Annotated in this window: 17 protein-coding genes; 1 reads left to right on the top strand and 16 read right to left on the bottom strand. The window is 45.0% G+C overall.

Translation table 11 applies throughout. The features are described from left to right. Nucleotides 1-137: 137 nt before the first annotated feature. From U1F02_RS04525 to U1F02_RS04450, 16 genes are all read right to left on the bottom strand, one after another. Nucleotides 138-1,010 carry an alpha/beta hydrolase gene (locus tag U1F02_RS04525; protein ID WP_409989172.1) on the bottom strand — a complete coding sequence of 291 codons (873 nt, stop codon included), beginning with the start codon at nt 1,008-1,010 and terminating at the stop codon, nt 138-140. Nucleotides 1,011-1,302: 292 nt separating this feature from the next. Continuing rightward, nucleotides 1,303-1,650: a hypothetical protein gene (locus U1F02_RS04520; RefSeq protein WP_409989171.1), complete on the bottom strand. Its 348-nt coding sequence runs from the start codon at nt 1,648-1,650 to the stop codon at nt 1,303-1,305. Between the two features lie 253 nt (nt 1,651-1,903). Further along, nucleotides 1,904-2,377: a DUF2799 domain-containing protein gene (locus U1F02_RS04515; RefSeq protein WP_409989170.1), complete on the bottom strand. Its 474-nt coding sequence runs from the start codon at nt 2,375-2,377 to the stop codon at nt 1,904-1,906. 127 nt (nt 2,378-2,504) lie between these two features. Further along, nucleotides 2,505-3,791, bottom strand: coding sequence for a glycosyltransferase (locus U1F02_RS04510; RefSeq protein ID WP_409989169.1), 1,287 nt, complete (start codon nt 3,789-3,791; stop codon nt 2,505-2,507). Continuing rightward, nucleotides 3,784-5,055, bottom strand: coding sequence for a TIGR03862 family flavoprotein (locus U1F02_RS04505; protein ID WP_409989168.1), 1,272 nt, complete (start codon nt 5,053-5,055; stop codon nt 3,784-3,786). Before U1F02_RS04505 ends, U1F02_RS04510 begins: the two co-directional genes overlap by 8 nt. Nucleotides 5,056-5,094: 39 nt before the next feature. Beyond that, nucleotides 5,095-7,020, bottom strand: a complete 1,926-nt coding sequence (locus U1F02_RS04500; RefSeq protein ID WP_409989167.1) for a sialate O-acetylesterase — start codon at nt 7,018-7,020, stop codon at nt 5,095-5,097. A gap of 145 nt (nt 7,021-7,165) precedes the next feature. Then, nucleotides 7,166-7,471, bottom strand: coding sequence for a DUF3144 domain-containing protein (locus U1F02_RS04495; RefSeq protein ID WP_409989166.1), 306 nt, complete (start codon nt 7,469-7,471; stop codon nt 7,166-7,168). Nucleotides 7,472-7,542: 71 nt separating this feature from the next. Continuing rightward, nucleotides 7,543-10,401 (bottom strand): insulinase family protein, encoded by a 2,859-nt coding sequence (locus U1F02_RS04490; RefSeq protein ID WP_409989165.1) that lies wholly within the window; start codon nt 10,399-10,401, stop codon nt 7,543-7,545. Between the two features lie 173 nt (nt 10,402-10,574). After that, entirely contained in the window at nt 10,575-10,766 is a 192-nt protein-coding gene (locus U1F02_RS04485; protein ID WP_409989553.1) for a PspC domain-containing protein, read from the bottom strand. Nucleotides 10,767-10,885: 119 nt separating this feature from the next. After that, on the bottom strand, nt 10,886-11,869 hold the full coding sequence (locus tag U1F02_RS04480; RefSeq protein ID WP_409989164.1) for a hypothetical protein: 984 nt from the start codon (nt 11,867-11,869) through the stop codon (nt 10,886-10,888). 10 nt (nt 11,870-11,879) lie between these two features. Then, complete coding sequence (locus tag U1F02_RS04475) at nt 11,880-12,740, bottom strand: ABC transporter ATP-binding protein (protein WP_409989163.1); 861 nt, start codon at nt 12,738-12,740, stop codon at nt 11,880-11,882. Beyond that, a complete protein-coding gene (locus tag U1F02_RS04470; RefSeq protein WP_409989162.1) occupies nt 12,741-13,112 on the bottom strand; it encodes a GntR family transcriptional regulator in 372 nt (123 codons plus the stop codon). It abuts the gene before it with no gap. Nucleotides 13,113-13,167: 55 nt separating this feature from the next. Then, on the bottom strand, nt 13,168-13,716 hold the full coding sequence (locus U1F02_RS04465; RefSeq protein WP_409989161.1) for an RNA polymerase sigma factor: 549 nt from the start codon (nt 13,714-13,716) through the stop codon (nt 13,168-13,170). Nucleotides 13,717-13,932: 216 nt separating this feature from the next. Further along, nucleotides 13,933-14,955 carry a TraB/GumN family protein gene (locus tag U1F02_RS04460; protein ID WP_409989160.1) on the bottom strand — a complete coding sequence of 341 codons (1,023 nt, stop codon included), beginning with the start codon at nt 14,953-14,955 and terminating at the stop codon, nt 13,933-13,935. Nucleotides 14,956-15,064: 109 nt separating this feature from the next. Beyond that, on the bottom strand, nt 15,065-16,381 hold the full coding sequence (locus U1F02_RS04455) for a hypothetical protein (protein ID WP_409989159.1): 1,317 nt from the start codon (nt 16,379-16,381) through the stop codon (nt 15,065-15,067). 142 nt (nt 16,382-16,523) lie between these two features. Beyond that, a complete protein-coding gene (locus U1F02_RS04450; RefSeq protein ID WP_409989158.1) occupies nt 16,524-17,324 on the bottom strand; it encodes a GIN domain-containing protein in 801 nt (266 codons plus the stop codon). Nucleotides 17,325-17,520: 196 nt separating this feature from the next. On the opposite strand from U1F02_RS04450, the gene U1F02_RS04445 reads away from it, so the two are divergent. After that, a complete protein-coding gene (locus U1F02_RS04445) occupies nt 17,521-19,878 on the top strand; it encodes a Tex family protein (protein WP_409989157.1) in 2,358 nt (785 codons plus the stop codon). The last annotated feature ends 14 nt before the right edge of the window (nt 19,879-19,892 follow it).

Genomic DNA, 19,892 nt, shown 5'->3' with positions numbered 1-19,892 from the left:
GGTGCAAGCTAGATCCTTCACATGCAATGGAGCGCGGAAATTATAAGCAGCTAGACCTTTCGGTATAGCTGCTATGGGCAATCTTTATGAAAAATCACAAAACTTAATTCAGGTAAACGTTTGTTAACGGCAGGCAATTATTTTGCGCCCGTAATGGCCTTTTCCAAACCACTGGGACCGGCGGGCTTTTTCGGTTTCCATACCCACATCAAACCACGCACGTAGCCATCGCCTTTTACGCTAGTGTGGTCAAGACCTTCCATCGCATAGTTTAACAAGTCAAAACCTTGGTACTGGCGCGCGGCGAGCTGCTTTTGTAATTTAATAATAGGGTCACGAAACGATGGATATTCGGTCGAGCCATAAGAAATAAACATGCGGCCATTTAATCGTTTATGTTGCTTCGCGTAATCTTCATCTAATTTTAACAGCGCACCCTTATCCCAACTGGCCGCAGGGCTAAGGGCAACAAAACCCGCAAAGAAATCTGGCGCTTTGTATGCGGCGGCCACTGTAAAAAGTCCGCCGAGAGAATTACCAGAGAGCACGCGATCGGTCGCCAAGCCACGAAATTTTGATTCCACCAAGGGGGCTACTTCCTTTTGAATGAAATTCAAAAACAAGTCCGCTTTACCCGAGTTTTCTTCCTCCGCAGTAATTGTGTAATCAATACGGCGCTCCTTATCGTAGTTGGCATTGGAGGGATAGGATAATCCCACCATAATAAATTCTGGCACCACATTGTCGTAAACCAAATTGCCGTAGGTAGAAGCTAACAAAGGCGTATCCCAATAAGCATCCAGATAATAAAGCACAGGATATTTTTTATCGGGGTTACTCGCGTAGCTGGACGGCAGCACCACAACCAGCTCGTGATCGCGGCCGGTAAATTTGGAATGTATTGGCACTATTTGCGTGTTGTTGATGACAAAGGGTTTGTAATTGTCAGCCCATGCAGAAATGGCTCCCGTTACAAACAATACAAACCCTAAAAGCATTTTATTACCCATAAAACTTCCTCACAGATTTGATTAAGAGAGGCAGTGTAGGTTTAGGCGAGATATTTTTGGGGATAACTTACGAAAATTTACGGTTGGATATGGATGAAAAAGGTGAGGCGTATTTATAAGCGAAGCTTAATACGCGGTAAGAGTTTAATGTTGCGGGAATTCATAAGATACGTAGTGCGGGTTACTTGCAGCGCAACCTAACCCGCTACTTTTTCGCCATTAATTAAAATTTTTAATAGTCACAGCGAATGAAATATTAGAGTTACACTTTTCGTTAGCCCGTCCTACAAGGCTAGCGAATATCTAAATCCTCAATATAAATACTTTGATATCTATTGGTATTTTGATCAAAGTTTACAATCCGTATTGTAATATATGCTTCCGCCTTAGTCCCACTGACTTTCAGTGTATATCTCACATATGGTTTTTCATTGGCGGCCCCCATATAATTTAATGTTTTGATGGGAGTTATACCTTTAATTTCCCCGAATTTTGCTGACAAATCTTCGTTTGTTGAAATAAATTCGGATGCCAGCTTAAAACTGGGAGAGGTGGCGGTAAATTTTTGCGATATTACAAGCGAAGCAATAAATACCAATAGAGCAATTATAAGAAAGACTATTTTTTTATTGCTTACCAATTTGTATAACTCCCAATGTCAACTCCTGATGAAATCCCAATACTAAGCCCGGATCGCATATGGTTGCCATCAATTGTAAGAGCGAGATCCTCATTCTCTGTATACCAGCCTTCAGTTAAGCCTTTGTGAACAAAAGCGTTTCCGTATCCAGAAGTAGAATTAATCGGGGTCAGAGTAAATCAAAGAACGAAACCTCTGGACGGGCAGACACCTTGCTTTACACTGGCCCCGATTGTTTAACCACTATTATCAATTAGTTTGGGGTTCCATTAGGCGTGGCAACATTTGGGCCGAAACCGCCACCAGAACGAGGGCGGGTTAGACGCTCAATTTTTTCGCGCTCCACTCGTTCAGTAAATTCCTTTTGTCCTTTCTCAAAAGCAGTCATATAAACTTCGGTTTTAGCACAGTACCGATCTGATGCTCCGCCAGTTCGTCCGAGTTGATAACCTCTATCGGCCGTACAATAAATTTCAAGCCCTTTTAAGTAACCAGACACGTAGAGCTTATCGCCAGGTACAACATTTTCTGCTTTGCAATCAACCGTGTACTCATCGATTTTGGTAAATGGTAATCCGGCGATGGCGTCTTCTTTACCCTTATCCGCCCAATTGATACTCGCGCAATTGGTGAGAGGCTGATGTTTTTCCTTAGCAAAACTTAACGCACAAAAGCCAATTAAAGAAAAAGCCGCTAACCGGAGTGCTATTTTTGATACATTCATCATGATATTCCTTCTTATTTAGTTATTAGCATTAATTAAATCTAACTTGACTTCAACAATACGCATGAAAGCACACAGGCGTGGCTGATTTTTTAATCTCAATTTTGCGATTTGTCTAGAATTTTCTGATTTAACTTCTGGTGCTATTCTTCGCTTCTATCCATTGCGACATGTATTGTGTGCTTTTTAGTGAATGATGGCGCAACATCGCCCCAATGAAATTCTGTTTTCGCTCAAGCTCAAGCTTTTCCTGCAATTCGTTCAGCCTTTTAACCAGCTGCTCTTGGTAATCGGTGTTTTGGAAATAACTTTCCAAAACATGGAATCCATTTTTTTGCGCTTTGGCCCATGCATCCTCGCGCGTATAGAAACTAATGGCGGCCGCTACGAAATCTTCTGCGTTATTTTCAATTGAACCACCCCACACATTTCCGTCACACATTGCTTCCGCGCCTATGCTCGTGGTGATGCTAGGAGTGCCGCACAACATTGCATCCATCAACTTTCCTTTTATGCCTGCGCCAAAGCGCAAGGGGGCAAGGCACACTCTGGCTTGCCCCATCACCTCAAGCGCGTCATCTGCCCAACCCTTTATATAAAACCCCTGTTTGGGATTATGTAATTGCGTTGCCTTGGGTGGTGGATACGCGCCGTAGATGTGCAGTTCCGCTTGCGGAAGCTGCGCTCGAATTAACGGCCAGATTGCATGCTTTAAATAAAGCACCGCGTCCCAATTAGGTTCGTGGCGGAAATTTCCGATGCTAATAAAATGCTGGCGTTCATCAAAGCTTTTTGGCGTTGTTGTTTTATCGATTGTTAGAAACGGGCAGTAATGTAAAAGTTGTGCTGGCACAGAAAAAAATTGGGTGAGAAGTTCAATCTCGAATGTAGAAATCATAAGCGTGAGATCACAACGAAAAATCGACGCAATTTCGCGCTTGGCCATGTCATCATTCGACATGCACTCATAAAGCTGTTCCGCACTAGCCAAAACAGGGCCAAGCTTATGACGATCTACTTCAGTTTCACATTTTTTTTGGGAAGCCCTAAGTAAATGATGGCGCGCATGCCGTAAGCTGTGTAAATCTTCTGTATCTAAAATCCGCAGCGCGCCGGGGCACTCTTGCTCCACACGCCAACCAAATTGTTCTTCTGTAAAAAAACGATCAAATAAAACGGCATCAGGTTTCAGGTTTGCCAAATATTCATTAAAACCGGAATCATTTAATTGGATTGATTTTTCTTGAACACCTATGGTTTCCAAATTAAATCTATGTTCGGAGAGCGCAGCGGCAGATGCAAACACAACTTCCCAATGTTGCGAAAGAAACACATGGATAAGCTCCAGCATACGGCTACCGGCGGCGGATGATTTTGGTTCTGGCCATACATAACCAATCACTAATAATTTACGCATGACACTCTCGCAAATAATCAATTACACCCAAACCGGTCGCTCGCCCAGTTGCGAAGCATGCTGTTAATAAGTAGCCGCCCGTTGGCGCTTCCCAATCCAACATTTCACCTGCGCAAAATACACCGGGTAAATTTTTCAGCATAAAACGAGTATCAATCTCAGAGAATTTAACACCACCAGCAGAGCTGATGGCTTCATCAATCGGGCGAAAGCCTGTTAAAGGCAAGCAAAGAGCTTTTAGTGCTTGTGAAATTGCTTTGTTGTCTTGCCAAATACTGGGTGATGTCAATTCACGAAGCAGCGCCATTTTTACTGGAGGAAGATTAAATTGCTTTCGCAAAAAATTGCTGATGGAATTTTTACCGCGCGGCTTATTGAGCAAAGTAATGATTTTTTCTTCTGACAAATCCGGCAAGAGATCAATCACTAGCTCGGCTTTCTTACCCGTAAGAATATTGTTGCGCAACACACTGGAAAGCGCATAGACACTCGTACCTTCAATACCGGTTTTCGCAATCATAGCTTCGCCGCGAACAGAATGGTGTTTTCCGTCTTCATCTGTTACGGTCAAATTAATAGTTTGTAAAGGCGCGCCGCCAAAATGTTCACGAAAATAGTCACTCCAGGAAAACTCAAAGCCACAATTGCTGGGCACAAGTTCTGCGACTTCTATAGATTTTTCGCGCAGGATTTCAACCCAAGCACCATCTGACCCCAGACGCTGCCAACTTGCACCGCCGAGAGCTAAAACAACCGCATCGGCATTAACCCACTTTTCAGTTTCCTGCTGTTCTCTTTTTTCAATGAGTTTCAATGTGCCTTTATCACCCCAACCTAACCAACGGTGACGAGGATAAATCTGTACACCCAATTCACGCAGCCTGTGCAACCATGCACGTAGCAAAGGAGCCGCTTTCATATCGCGCGGAAAAACGCGACCAGATGAACCCACAAAGGTTTCTATACCCAAGCCGTGAATCCATTCGCGTAAATCATTTGCACAAAATTGATCGAGATAGGGTTTTAGATGTTTTGAAGAATGGCTGTATCGCTGTATTAATTTTTCATGGGATTCGGAATGGGTGATATTCATTCCGCCAACACCTGCGAGCAAAAATTTTCGCCCAACGGATGGCATTGCATCGTAAATTGAAACGGAGAAACCAGCGCTGGCAATAATTTCTGCTGCCATTAAACCCGCAGGGCCGCCACCAACAATGGCGACCTGCGAAGAAGAGGTAGATGTATTTTTTAAACGGGGCAAGGGCATTACCTTTTTAATTGTTAATGCCCAGCCGAAAGTTTATTGGAGAGACAACTCGAACGGCGATGCAGGCAAACCAGCTTTATTATACAGGTTTGCGCCTTCTGGGTTATCTGCCCACGCATAACGAACGCTCACAGGTTCAGCGATATCGTCACTCCACACCACGAGTTTGTTACCTTGAATCTTGGCCTTGGCCCACACGTACTTTTTATCTGCACCAGCAATCGCTATATGGTGAAGAACACCGTCTTTCGCAATGGATAATTCACCACCGGCTTTATCAAAACCAATAATCAAACTGTTCTTGTCGCGCTTGATGCTAATGGCGTTAGGGCCAGACGCAACTATTTTCTTATTGCCGTAAGCAATACGCTGCGCACCTAAAGCCAGACGTTCACCAACCGCTTGCTTGTTCAAGGGGTGAATGTCATTCCACTCACCTACATCAATAGCAACAGCCATAGCGGTATTTTTAATATTCAATAGTTTACGTTGTGCTTCACGGGTTGCCGCCCAGTTACTTTCACGTGGCTCTGGGTAAGCATCCATAAAGTTTGCGAGCTGAACAAAAATGAATGGGAAATCGCCTTGCTTATATTGGCCGCGCCAATCCGCAACCAAATCTGCCATTAGGCTTTCATATTCTTTAGCGCGATCCGTATTGGATTCACCTTGGTACCAAATTACGCCTTTCATCGCAATGCCCAAGGTCGGCGCTAACTTAGCGTTAAACAAAGAGGCTGGTTGATAATGCAAGGTTGTGGTTTTTGGCATATCGCCGGTGCGTGCTGCAATTTTATATTGCCATTCACCCGCTAATGGAATTGATTCTTTACCCAAATCCAACTCGTAGCGTTTTTCTTTTACGAAGCCTGCGTTGGCGGTGTAACTGGTTACGCGAATGCTGATGGTATTTTTACCCGCTTTTAATAAGCCCGCGGGAACGCTATAAATTCGTGGCGGATATTTGTAGCCGGTTTGTCCAATTTCTTTTCCGTTTAAAAAGACTTGGTCGCCATCCACAATCACGCCTAACCACAGCGTTGCTGTTTTACTCGCTTGCTCTGCAGTAAGGTCAAAGGTTTTGCGAAACCACACGGCACCTTGAACAAAATCGCTACCCTGCTCTTTTAAATAGCCGGGCACAGTGAAGTTTTTCCAATCTTTAGTATCCAAGGTTTCATTGGACCAATTACCTTTCAAACCTTCATCTTTTGCCGCCAAATCTGAATACCAAGCTGCGCTCGCAGCTTTATCTGTGGCGATAGTTTTTGCCACGTAATCATCACTTTTAAACGGCTGAAGCTGCGCGAGGTAATGAGGATATTTTGCCAAGCCCGCTTCACTCACCCATGCTTCAGCAGGTGAACCACCTACAGGAAGCGTAATTAAACCTATGGGCGTGTTTTGCTTTTCGTGAAGGTAACGCGAGAAGAAAAAACCGACCGCAGAAAATCCTGCAAGATTTTCTGGCTCAGCCTTTTTCCAAGCACCCACAGCAAAATCATCCGCAGGGCCTTTGAAATTATAAATAGTAGGAACATTAAATTCGCGAATTTGCGGCAGGTATGTTGATTCAATTAAATTGGGATATTGATATTGAACGCGTCTTAAAGGCAGCTCCATATTTGACTGACCCGATGCAATCCACACATCGCCCATCAACACATCTTTTACTTGAATATGATTTTTGCCTTGAATATCCAAAACATAAGGGCCGCCAGCAGCTAGAGGTTTCAATTTCACCTGCCAACGACCATCCTGGGTTGTTGCGGTTACTTTTTGTTTGCCGATAGCAACGGTAACTTGCTCGCCCTCGTCAGCCCAACCCCAGAGGGTAGCGGGTTTATCACGCTGCAAAACCATTCCATCGCTAACTAATCTTGGCAGTTTTACATCTGCGGTTGCCCCAACGGCGAAAGCCGCAAGGGAAGCACACATAACACGTAGTAGTATTTTCATTCTCAGCTCTCTTTATTATTGATCCAATTTAACTAATCTGGTTTTTAAGGTTGATTTTGCAATAGCAATCCAGACTTGCATACAAGATATGCACACTTTTACACTTTCGCAAACTAGAGAGGTAAAAAAACCAGCGCTTGGCTGGTTAGGTATTAGACTCTTCTTCATCAGGGCGGATATAGACTTTAAAGTTGTCGCGGTAGTCGTCTAAATTATCGCGCACCAATTCGGCGTAGCGGCCGGTGAGGTACTTCTGAGCACTTTCAATTTCGTCGATAAATTCTTTGCGATCGAGCGAGGAACTCGCCACTACAAACGCGTTGAACCTCGCCGCTGCATTAAGTAATGCTGCACTCACCATTCCGGGGTCTGCCTCATCACAAGCATTGTTAGCCTGTTCGATAAAAGCATCCACCAAATCCCAAAATTGACCTTCTTCAGTCTTATTCATAATTTACTCACGGCAAGAAAAAAGCACCGCGCTGTAGGCGGTGCTTAATTATAACGATAAATCAGCGAGAGTTAAGGCTTTAAGGGCGCGAAACCTGAATCTTTAAAATTGGCGCCTTTCATTTGAACAACCGCACTTGGTACGGCATCACTCAATATCAGTTGTTCGTACATTTTAATCAGGTCGTCCTTGGTTACCATTTTCAACGCCGTTAGTTGGCGATCACGTTTGTCGAATTCATATTTTCCTTGCCAGAACTCACCGGCGTAGAGGCTCGCTTCACGATAGAAGTCGGTTGGTTTCTGCATAATATTGGCAATAATGGCTTGTTTGGTTGCTTCAAGCGTGGCCGGATCAAGCGACTTTAATTCTGCGTAATAATCCTGACGGAACTTATCCATGCGCGCTTTAATTTTTTCCAAATCTGTGTTCGAACTTTGCACCATCATCGCATAAGCGGGCACTTCATCCACCGCATAAGGGAAACTCTGCACCACATAACCCAATTGATCTTGCGTACGCAACTGCGCAAAAAATACTTTATCCATAAACGCATTCAATACCGTTAACTGCGCTTGTTCATCATCTGATTTTTTGTCGCGGAATCTGACGATAAGTATTCCATTGTCAGCCAAATCATGCGCTTCTTTAAATTCAAAGGCTTTGCCAGAGGAAGGCGTTACGAACTGCGATACCACGCGATCTTTCGGTAAACGTTTACCCGGCAAAATACTTGTGGCTGATTGCGCTATTTGCTTCACCGTTTCTTCGCTGTAATTACCTACCACAAGCAAACGAATGAGTGGATCCGCTTTGACCAATTTATAGTATGCAATAACATCTTTTAGCGAGACGGTTTGCGCTGCATCTAAATATTCCTTATCAGTCCACTGCACTTTGTTAGTAAGACGCCCCAGTTGACCAAACATCTGCCGGTACACATGATCTTTAGCTTTGTTGGCAAGATCCTGTTTATAAGATGCAAGAGCCTCGTCAAACTCAGACTGGATGAAATCAAGCTTTGCAAAACTTTTTAACAGTTGCTCAGTCAGAAGTGGGTGTTTTGTTGTATAACCAGAAATAGTAATAGCCGGAGAATTGGAACCGCTCAAGGAAAGAGTGATTCCCAAAGAAGCGTTGTGCGCCCTATCCATCAAAGACGTATTTTGTTTTTTATACATCTCCAATAACAAATTAGCCAATACCGCATTTTTCGCACTTTTCACGCCGTAACCAGAATTTATTTCGATGGAGATTTGCCCTTTATCTTCACGGTAGAATTCCGGATGTTGCAAAAACGCCTCTACCCCTGCTGCGCTAATGATCGAATGCGGCTTTAAATATTTGCTATCTACAATTGGGGCAGCTTTGTCGGTAAACAAATCATTCAAGGGGGGCAAGTTGAAACTAAAGCTCTTTGCAAGCTTGGAAAGCTCGGCATATTTTTCTTCATTTATAGCTTGAATTTCATAGTTTCCATCGAAATAGCTAATCGGTTTGGTTACTTTTTCCTGTTGGCTGACATGCCAAATTCGTACACGCTTTGTATCCAATTGTTCCAATACAGCTTTAATAGCCGTTTCGTCATAGCGCTCATAGACATAATTAGCGTTGAGCAAATTTTCAACCGGAAAATCGAATTGCAAACTTGTGAGCTGCACAGCCTGCTGAAGCGGATTAGGCTTGCTCGCATTCAAAAAATCTTTTGTGCGCATGGCTTGCAATTCGCGGAAGTAGTTTTCGTTTAACCCTTCACGCTTGATCAAATCTACATAGGAAAAAATTGCGGCCACAACATCGTCCTGACGTTTTAGACCAAGATCACTTAGCTCCACCTGAACTCGCATATAGCCATCAGGACCATAAACATCTGACGCAAAATATGCCGTTGTATTTACCGCCAAGCCTTTTTTACGCAATTGTTCGCACAAAGTTCCTGCTTCTTCTGTGGTCAGCAAATTTCGCACATATTCATTTGGCTTCAAACGCCATTGATCCTTATTGGACTTTAACGGGAAATCCACATAGAGGGCTTTAATATTTTTATTGGGTTTGTAGTAAATACTTTTTCCGGTCTCCGCCTCAGTTAAACCTGGAATTTTTACCTCTGGCCGTTGAATTTTTTTATTGGGGATGTCTGAAAAATATTTTTCGGCCAAGACCTTTAACTCAGGAATTGATTGTTTGCCCACAAGTGTCAAACGCATAATGTTTGACGAATAGTACTGGTTGTAGAAAGCCTTCATCGCATCATTCAACTTGGATGTTGGTGTATCTACCAGCGTATCCAAATTGCCGATATTAAATTTTGCGCGCGGGCTTTGTGGATTGCCCGTGATGGCATCCAACCTGTTCAGAATCCAACCATCTTGCTGCTTTTGCATAGACCATTCGTTATTTACCGCTTGCCTTTCCTTATCTGAATAGTGCGCATCAAAGGTTGGCGATTTGAAATAATCGCTAAATCTATCCAAGGCTTCATCAAACTTGCGGGCATTCACTTGGAATAAAAAGTTGGTTTTATCGTAGGCCGTAAAGGCGTTGGTCATACCACCGTTCGCCTGCGTGAACTTCATAAAACCATCTGGCTCAGGAAACTTTTTGGTTCCTAAAAACAACATGTGCTCTAGGTAGTGAGCTAACCCTTGGTGCTCCACCGGATCTTGCGCGCTACCTACTCCCACTGCAAGGGATGCAGCGGAATTTTCCAAGCCACGGTCAGACACCAGCACCACTTGCAGGTTATTGGCCAGCATCATCGCAGCATAGTTGCGGTTATCGTTAGGGCTTTTTTGAATCACTGCAGTATTGATTGCAGCCGCTTGACCAGTGACACTACCCGTTTTGATCTTTGGTTCGTGTTGGCAGGAGCTCAGCAATAATCCAGCAAAGAAAATTGCAGACAACCAACCTGGCTTGTTCAATTTCATAAAGTATTCTTTTAAGGTGTAAACAACGCGACGAATTTATCGGTTGTGCTTAGACATGCAAATCTTCTTTATGTTGCAAAGATACTCCAGCCCAAAATGCAAAATGACTCCGGTATTTTGCGCGGAGCCTTTATCTACCCATCCCTAGCAAATAACACCCGCAGGATAACCTTCTACGGATTAATAACCCGCTCGGATCGCGATGGCGTTACAGCTGCTGGCATGCATACCCACAGAATAATATAGGTGATTAATCCCAAGCCGCCAATAAAGAGTGATACCAAAAAAATGACGCGCCATAACAATGAAGGCAAAGGCGTGTATTCGCCAAAGCCCCCGCATACACCCCGCCAGTTTTGAATCAACAACAGATTTTCTTAAGTCTCTAAATTTTGGCTCAGTATTCATTGCTGTTCTGTCCGAACTTTTTGGGCCAAAGGTTTTGGAACTTAGATCAACTCCCCTATCATCTCGAACGACCTTTTTAAATCTCGTACCGATTATTTCGCAACCAAACTGCACCCGCAATTAAGGCTGCGCCTACGGCAATGCAGGTCAACAGCGGTAGAATCATCGCCGAGGTAAAGTGAAGTGGGTGCTGCAGCATAAATGCATCTTGCGTGAGCTCAAGCGCATCGCCGTACATTTTTGTCAGCTTCGACAACCCCAAGGTTATGCCAAAAGTTGCACCCATGACTTTATCGGCACCCACCAATAAAAACGGCACCATAAAAAGATAGAACGGAGTTTTTTTCGCAAAGGCAGAGGACACTAGCGCAAGCCCAATAACCGGTGCGAGCATCAACAAACTAAAAATTAACTCATAGAATATTTGCAAAGGGATGTAATAAGCACCGCCGTTAATCACAGAGGCTATAAGATAGCCAAAGCCAACCCCATGTAAAGTGAAATAGACAATAGCAGCCAGAAATACGACCAGTGCGACCAAGGTGTTGAGCACTAAAATGACACTTGGCCCCACCAAAAATATCATTACCAGCTTGGTTAATACATTCGCGCTTTCGCTTACAGGCATAGATCGCCAAAATAAGATGTCTTTATTTTTTCGATCATCGAACAAGCACCTCAACGCATAAGCACCCAGAACAATTGAGAACACCAAGTACAACATCACGCAGTTTGCATACATAACACCGGTGACAATGCCACTAAAGTAGGCGGGATTTGCGAGCACTGCCGCTTTCATATCAATCTGATCGCTAGTCGCTTTTTCACCAGTGATTGGGCGTAGCCCTGCACCGCCATCCACACTAACACCCGCCTCTATGGGCACTCCGTTGGAGGTGGTATTGAAATGCACGCCGTTACCATTAATAACGCCTTTGGTGTAAAGGGCTGCACTGGCAACCAAGGCTAAAATCAACAACGAAACAACCACAGGCGCATAAATAAAACTAACTTTGTTTTCCCATAGCTCTCTTTTAATTAAGACTTTATAAATATTCATGCTGCTCGCCTCACTGTTGCACCGTAGATTGCATTTTTGCCACAAACAAATCAGCAACGCTTGGAGTGGAAACCCTGCCCAAAGTTTTCAGCTGCGCCGCATCAACATTTTCAAAAATCATCTTAAATCCACCCAATATGGTTTTGGTGTGAATGGGTTTTAAGGCTAAGGCCGCATCTTTTTGGGCGAGGTCGACCTGCAATTCAACAAATTTTTCCGGCACGTTATCCATGGGAGTTTCCAATAAAATTTTTCCATTATTGATAAAAATTAGATCGGTCAGTATTCCCTCGATCTCCTCTACTTGATGCGTTGTAATAAGTATGGTTTTTTGCGCATCGTAATAATCGTTGAGCAAAGCCTCATAAAATTGCTTGCGATAGAGAATATCCAAACCCAACGTAGGCTCATCCAACACCAGTAATTTGCTATCAATCGCCATAATTAACGCAAGGTGCAACTGAGTAACCATGCCCTTGGAAAGATCTTTCACCTTGTGGTTTAACTGAATTTGAGTTTTTGCCAAAAATCCCATGGCTTTTTCGCGACTAAATTTTGGATGTACGCCCTCCACATAATCCAACGCTTCACTCACTTTTAGCCAACGCGGTAAAATTGCAGTGTCTGCAATAAACGAGACATCCTCCAGCAATTTCACACGATCCGTAAACGGATTGAGATCCAACACCTGCAAATCTCCGCCCACGGTGGCCAAACCTAAAATCCCTTTAAGCAACGTTGTTTTGCCTGCGCCATTGGGACCTATAAGCCCAACAATACGGCCCGCCGGAATTTGCAAATCAATATGATCGAGTGCCACTTTTTTACCGTAGGATTTATACAGTCCTTTCGCATTGATAACCGCATTCATCTATTTTTCCTCGTCGGCTTTCATAATGGCAGCAAAAAGTTCATTTGCACTAATACCTAAATTTTTAATGCGCGCTAGCAACGCTGGAAGTTCGCTGTTCAGAAATTTATCCTTCTCAATGCTATGTAATTTTTCTTGTGCACCCGGCACCACATACATACCCATACCGCGCCTGCTTTCAACTAATTGCATATCCACCAACTCCTGATAAGCCTTGCTTACGGTGAGATGATTAATTTGATAATCACTTGCTACTTGGCGCACCGAAGGCAATGCATCACCTTCTTTAAAAACACCTTCCAGCATCAAGCTGACAATCCGCTCGCGCAGTTGTCGGTAAATAGGTTGATCGTCATTCCACGAATGAGTCATAAATTACCTGCACAGGAAATGAAATCGCGTGAAAAAAAATAATTAATGTCTGCCATTAGGCAACCTCGGCCCAGTGTGCCAAGAGTTGTTGAAGTTGCGCTCGGCCACGAGACACATGCGATTTAACCGTACCCAAAGGAATTTTCATTTCGGCCGCCGCATCTATATGCGTATACCCCTCTTGCAAGCACAAACGCACAGCAATTTTTTGCTGCGCACTAATATGGTTTAGTGCTTTGGCAAGATCACCGCGTAAGTCACTTTGGTTCAACATGCCGCAACTAGCCGCGATACTTTCAATGGAATCCAAATCGCAATAGTCCAAGGATTTACGACGAAACTTATCGGTTACCAGATTGAGCGCAATGCGATAAAGCCACGTGGAGAATTTTGATTCTTGCCGAAAACTCGCCAAGGATAAGTAAGCACGCAAAAAGGTTTCTTGCACCAAATCATCTACACAGTGGAAATCCTTGCGGCAGTGACGAGCAATAACACTACGTACCAAAAGTTGATGACGCAAAACCAACCGTGTAAACGCTTGCTGATCCTTGAAAACCAAAACCCGCTCTACCAAAACCGCATCAGAACCTACTTCACTCATCGCTCTACCACCCCTGTTAATAGAACCCTAAAGTCAGCTCAAATCATCACTGACTTACTGTTATACATAACTATAACACTAAAACAACGAAACGCAACCCCTTGCAAGCGAGTCCGGTCTATTTTTTATTCAGCGACGAGAAGGTAAAGACGAAGAGGAAGGTCGGCTCGTGCTTCTGCTAAGGAACCGTTGAGTGTGCTTATCAGAAACTTGATGTTATTCGGGGTGTTCGATTGAGTAACCCTTAGCAGCCAGAGCCGCCAAGTAACCGTCTGATTTGTAAATTTCAGCCATGGGCAGCATGGCGAAGGTGGACTCGTTATTTGCCAACGCGAGTTCAGCGGCTGCCAACCATTGTTCTTTTAAAACTTGTTTGAGATTCTGCATGCCCAAATCCTGCGCAATTTCGGAGTTAAGCACCGCGGTTTCGCAGTCCTCTCGCTCGTTGTGGTAGGGCAAATTGCGCAGGGTTTCTAAATCACCTTTTGCCCATGCATTTGCGCGCACGCGCATCGCACCCAGATCAGTTTCTAAACGTTCAATAGTTCGCGCAAAACATTCGGTGTCATCCACAGAAGATTTTTTGAATTTTTTAACTGTGGCGCGTGCATTTTTTAACTCGTGCATCAACGTCGGTTTTGTTGTTTTGATGTTGTGGACGCGTACTATATTTTCGATAGCCCAACGAATGCTGTCATCCGGCGCCATGTCTGATTTATCGATAGACTTCTTAAACAATTCGGTGGCAACAAATATGGGGCGGTTTTTTTCGATATCCGTATCTTTACCAATATACTTTTCTTTTAATGTGGCCCAGCGCGCGTAGATCTCCGGCGGTAAAATATCTACCAGTTTTTTTCCATCTGGATTATGTTTTACGCCAATCAGCGAAGGCAGTAAGCTCATTTTGCTCCAAAAGCCAACTTCCATCCTCACTCTCGGTGGTAACAAAAACTCCTGTGAGTTGGCAACAACCGTTTCAACTTGCTTGGAATGCCACTGCATATTTTTTGGAAGCGGCGAGATGGTTCCCAAAATCCACAGCACGTGTTCGCCCTTGTAGACCCGCCACATACTCGGGCCGGGTTGTTCACCTACAACCAGCACTTCTTCCACCTCGTTACCCGAACTTGCGGGCGTGCTTTCCGTGACGGTAGCGGGTTCTTGTGCAGCAAGCACTGCGCTCAGCACCGATAGAAAAAAAATGGCAACTCCAAATTTGAATTTATTGAACAGCATGGACAGACCCAAGATGAAAATATTCTGCGCAGGTTATCACACAATCAGGTTGCAAAAAAAAGCCGCCAAAAATACTTGGCGGCCATTGCATAAACCTAACCCACAGCCGTTAATCTATGGGCAATAAATTTCGTTCTGGTAAACGCTCAAACGACATCTTTTGCATAGCACCATCGCGACTCATAGCAATTAGGTTTGTGCACCAATCCACACCGATTTGCATTGAACTGGGTGGGGGTAAGGTTGCAAAGTAAGCAGTGGTGTCAGTTACACCCAGTAGCTTCTGCACAATAATTTGCGCACGCGATTTCACCAGCGGATTGCCGATGCGATTTCTCACCCCCCAACGCACCACATAGTTTGCACAGGTCGCCCCGGTTGCGGGCGGTGCATCGGTAAAGGCTAATTCGCGATCTACATTGTAATGAGCTTTCATCATGACTTCTTCGAACAACATGGCAACGTCTTCGTATTGGCTGGAGTAGTTGTAGGAATCGTTAGCACCGTCAATCGAAAAATCCAAACCAACTTGCTCTGCCGACAATTGCTTTTGTGCATCTGTGGCTTTTACACCGCGAAACATTACGTTGGCTAAATCAAATTGCATTTGCGAGTTAAGCGGCGCCTGTGCCCTTAAACCGGTGGAGATGCGCACACTGGACAAGGCGTCGATGGCCGACTGCGGCGTTGATTGAGGATTTGCCTGCCCAACATAAGCTGGAGGCATAAAGTCGTTGGCATGCGCTAACTCATGAAAAAGCAAATCAGCCATAGGGCGAACAATGTCATTAATCGAACGGGAACTAATAGGGCCATCTAACGGGAAATAGCCAAAAGCGTCTGCTTTACCTTGCACATATCGCCACAAACTGCGGAACGCCAAGCCATTTGAAAAACCACTGCGAAAATCTTCCGCTTTCGAAATAGTTGCTCGCTCAGTGGCATTAAGCCACAAATCGGCGGGGTCTAAATAAATTGCGCCGCTGTCAGAACGATAATGTGATGGACGAATATCGGCACCAATGACCACGGCTGTTACGCCGCGAAACAACAAGAAAATATCTTGCGGCATTTGATCCAATAATTGTTCGAAGCGCGTTGCCATCCACGGATGGGACACCACCGTTTGCGCGAGAACATCCGCTTTGGTGGGAGTAGAATTTTTTTGGCCGATAAAAGGTAGAGTACCTAACTTGCACGATGTTACCGGCCGGTCGTTAACAATCTTCGAACAATTAACAATATCGGCCTTGTAGGGTGAATCGGCCACAGCGGGGCGGAATATTCCGTCAGCGGGTGTACCACTAGAGTTTGACGAGCTATTGCCACCAAAAGTATTTGATGAACCGCCACCCCCACCGCCACAAGCGGTAAGCAGTGCAATCACAAAGAGGGATTGACAGGTTTTAACCAGTGGAAATTGCATCCTGTATTTCCTTTAAATGGGTGAAGTAATCAGAGTTAAAAAACAAAAAAAGCGCGGCATTAACCGCGCTCAAAACTATAGCAGCCATCCAGCTCCTGCGACAGGCTACCAGCTCACAATGTAAATGAATCTTTCGGAATCCCTACTTGATGGAGTTAATGTTGCTCGCGCCACTGGAGTTGCTCTCCAATCTTGGTTGGCCCATGTAACGAACGTTGGATGCACCGCTAGCGATTGCCTTTAAAAATTCCGTGGCGTTCACTTCAATATTTGAAGCGCCACTCGCATTAACATCTGCTTGATTAACGCCTAACAATTTTCCGCGGAAATTACTGGCACCGCTACAGCCCACCTGTAAAAATTTCGCCTGACTTTGACCCTTGATATTCGCGTTAGCTGCACCGGAAAGCTCGAACTTTAATTTGTTTGCCCCCAAGCTTTGGATGTTGCTATTACTTGCGCCAGACAAATCAACAAACAACTCATCCACAGAAAGACTGGCGAAATTTGCAACACCTGCACCACTCACACTCACAACCATATTGTTATCTTTCCAGTCACTCAAGTTCGCTCGCGACGCGCCTGAGAGCCCTAAATACTTCAAACGTTTAACTTGCAGTATGTAATGTACTTCTTCATTTTTGTGGTAAAGGAAGCTCAACAAGCCGCCACTACCAGCACCTCTTTTCATGCTGAGGGAAAGACGGTTTCCGTTCAAATCCACTTTTACTCGATCGATAACATCCGCAGCTGCTTCAACACGCAAGCTTTCGGAATCGCCTTGGGTAATTTGAATTTGGCCGCCGTCACCTACCACAACTTCAGACACATTTTTTATATCGTATGAGCGCGCCACCGTTTCGGCGGAATAAGCGGCTTCGGTAGACAGCATGAGCGCAACCAAGGTCAAGGTGGTAAACGAAGGTATAGATAAAGTTTTCATAGCCTTTCCTGTTCAATGTAGTTTTGTTAATCGATACCTCTAAGACACAGATAGCCAACATTTGGATTCAGGCTTTTAAAAATAGCATTCACATTTTCAAAAAATACCCCGCGAAGCTAAAAAGCAAGACTGGCGAACATCGCTAATTTAGGGATAATGCTTGCCTTCTCTTTCCACCGCAACACGAGTTCGCTTTATGACCAGCCCGACCAGCTTACCCAGCATTTTTAAACGCATTGCCGATGAATTAACCGTTCAGGAACAACAAGTTAGCGCTGCCGTGGCGCTCTTGGATGAAGGCGCAACGGTTCCCTTTATCTCGCGCTACCGTAAGGAAGTGACGGGCGGCTTGGACGACGGCCAAATGCGTGTGTTGGAAGAGCGCTTGCGTTATTTGCGCGAGCTGGAGGAGCGCCGCGCGAGCATTCTGAAATCCATCATCGAGCAAGAAAAATTAACGCCCGAGCTTGAGCGCGACATTAACCTGGCCGACACCAAAAACCGATTGGAAGACCTCTACCTCCCCTACAAACCTAAACGTCGCACCAAAGGCCAAATCGCCAAAGAAGCTGGATTGGAACCTTTGGCTGAAGCGCTGATGGCCGACCCAACACTCAACCCAGAAGTTGAAGCCGCTAAATACCTCAACGCAGAACATAAAATTGATGACACTAAAGCAGCGCTCGACGGCGCTAAATACATCCTTATGGAAAAATTCAGTGAAGATGCTGAATTGTTGGGCCGCTTACGCAACTTCCTCACTCAAGAAGGCACCTTAAGTGCGCGCGCTGTTGCAGGTAAAGAAACAGACACCACACAAGAAGTACAAAAATTCCGCGACTATTTTGAGCACGACGAACCCCTTAAATCAGTTCCCTCACACCGTGCACTCGCTATGTTCCGTGGCCGCAACGAAGGCGTGTTAACCCTCGCCATTAAAGTGGGCGATGAAACAACCGTCCTCGCCCTCAATAAGCAAGCAGGTCACCCTTGCGAAACCATGATTGGCGAACATTGGCAAATTCAGGACAAAGGTCGCGCAGCCGATGCATGGCTTGCCGAAGTTGTGCGCTGGACATGGCGCGTTAAATTATTAACGCATCTTGAAACGGATTTGCTCAGCGAATTGCGTGAAAAAGCGGAAGACGGTGCGATCAAAGTGTTCGCATCGAATTTAAAAGATTTGTTGCTCGCCGCACCTGCTGGTCAAAAAGCGACAATAGGCTTAGACCCCGGCATGCGTACCGGTGTAAAAGTCGCCGTGGTGGATGCAACCGGCAAAGTGCTCGATCACACCGTAATGTACCCCACACCCCCACTCAACAAAATTGCCGAGTCAGAAGCCATTCTGGTTCACCTATGCAAAAAATATAACGTGGGTTTAATTGCTATTGGTAACGGCACAGCGTCACGCGAGACAGAAAAATTTGCGAAAGATGTACTCAAAGCGCACAAAGATATTACTGCTACCACAGTGATTGTGAGTGAAGCCGGTGCGTCGGTTTACTCTGCTTCTGAATATGCGGCAAAAGAATTTCCTGATCTAGACGTAACTATTCGTGGCGCCATTTCTATTGCGCGTCGCTTGCAAGACCCACTCGCTGAATTGGTAAAAATTGATCCTAAATCCATTGGTGTGGGCCAATATCAACACGACGTTTCTCAATCCCAATTGGCTCGCTCGCTTGATGCGGTGGTAGAAGACTGTGTGAACGCGGTGGGTGTAGAAGTGAACACCGCATCTGCTGCATTGCTCGCGCGCGTTTCCGGTTTAAACACCACCATCGCTAACAATATTGTGGAATTCCGCAACCAAAACGGCGCATTTCCCTCACGCGCTGCTTTGAAGAAAGTACCGCGCTTCGGCGAAAAAACCTTTGAACAAGCAGCAGGATTTTTACGTGTCGCAGGTGGCAATAACCCATTGGATGCATCGGGCGTTCACCCAGAGGCTTATTCAGTGGTAGAAAAAATCGCTGAAAAACATGCACGCGAAGTAAAAGGCTTAATTGGTGATTCGAGCTTTTTGCGTGGATTAAAACCAGCTGATTACACCGATGAAAAATTTGGTGTTCCTACCGTTACTGACATTATTAAGGAACTGGACAAACCAGGCCGTGACCCGCGCCCTGAATTCAAAACGGCAAATTTCCAAGATGGCGTAAATGAAATTACCGATTTGGTTCCCGGCATGATTCTGGAAGGCACAGTAACCAACGTAACCAACTTTGGTGCATTCGTGGATATTGGCGTGCATCAAGATGGCTTAGTGCATATCTCTGCCTTGTCGCACACCTTCGTGAAAGATCCACGCGAAGCAGTTAAAGCTGGCGATATTGTCAAAGCAAAAGTTATGGAAGTGGACGTGCCGCGCAAGCGTATCGCACTCTCATTGCGCTTGGATGACACACCCGGTGAAAAGGTAGAAGGCAAGAAAGGGGGCGAGCGCCCACAATCGCAAAACCAACAGCGCAATGCACAACGCAATAACCCAGCTCCAGCCGCCATGGGCAGCATGGGTGCGTTATTGCAACAGGCCATGAAGAAGAAGTAAGCTTAAGCCGGATT

It is taken from the genome of Cellvibrio sp., assembly GCF_046347455.1.
Lineage (GTDB): Bacteria > Pseudomonadota > Gammaproteobacteria > Pseudomonadales > Cellvibrionaceae > Cellvibrio.
The sequence above is the reverse complement of the archived record's forward strand: the minus strand, read 5'-3'. Positions and strand labels throughout refer to the sequence as shown.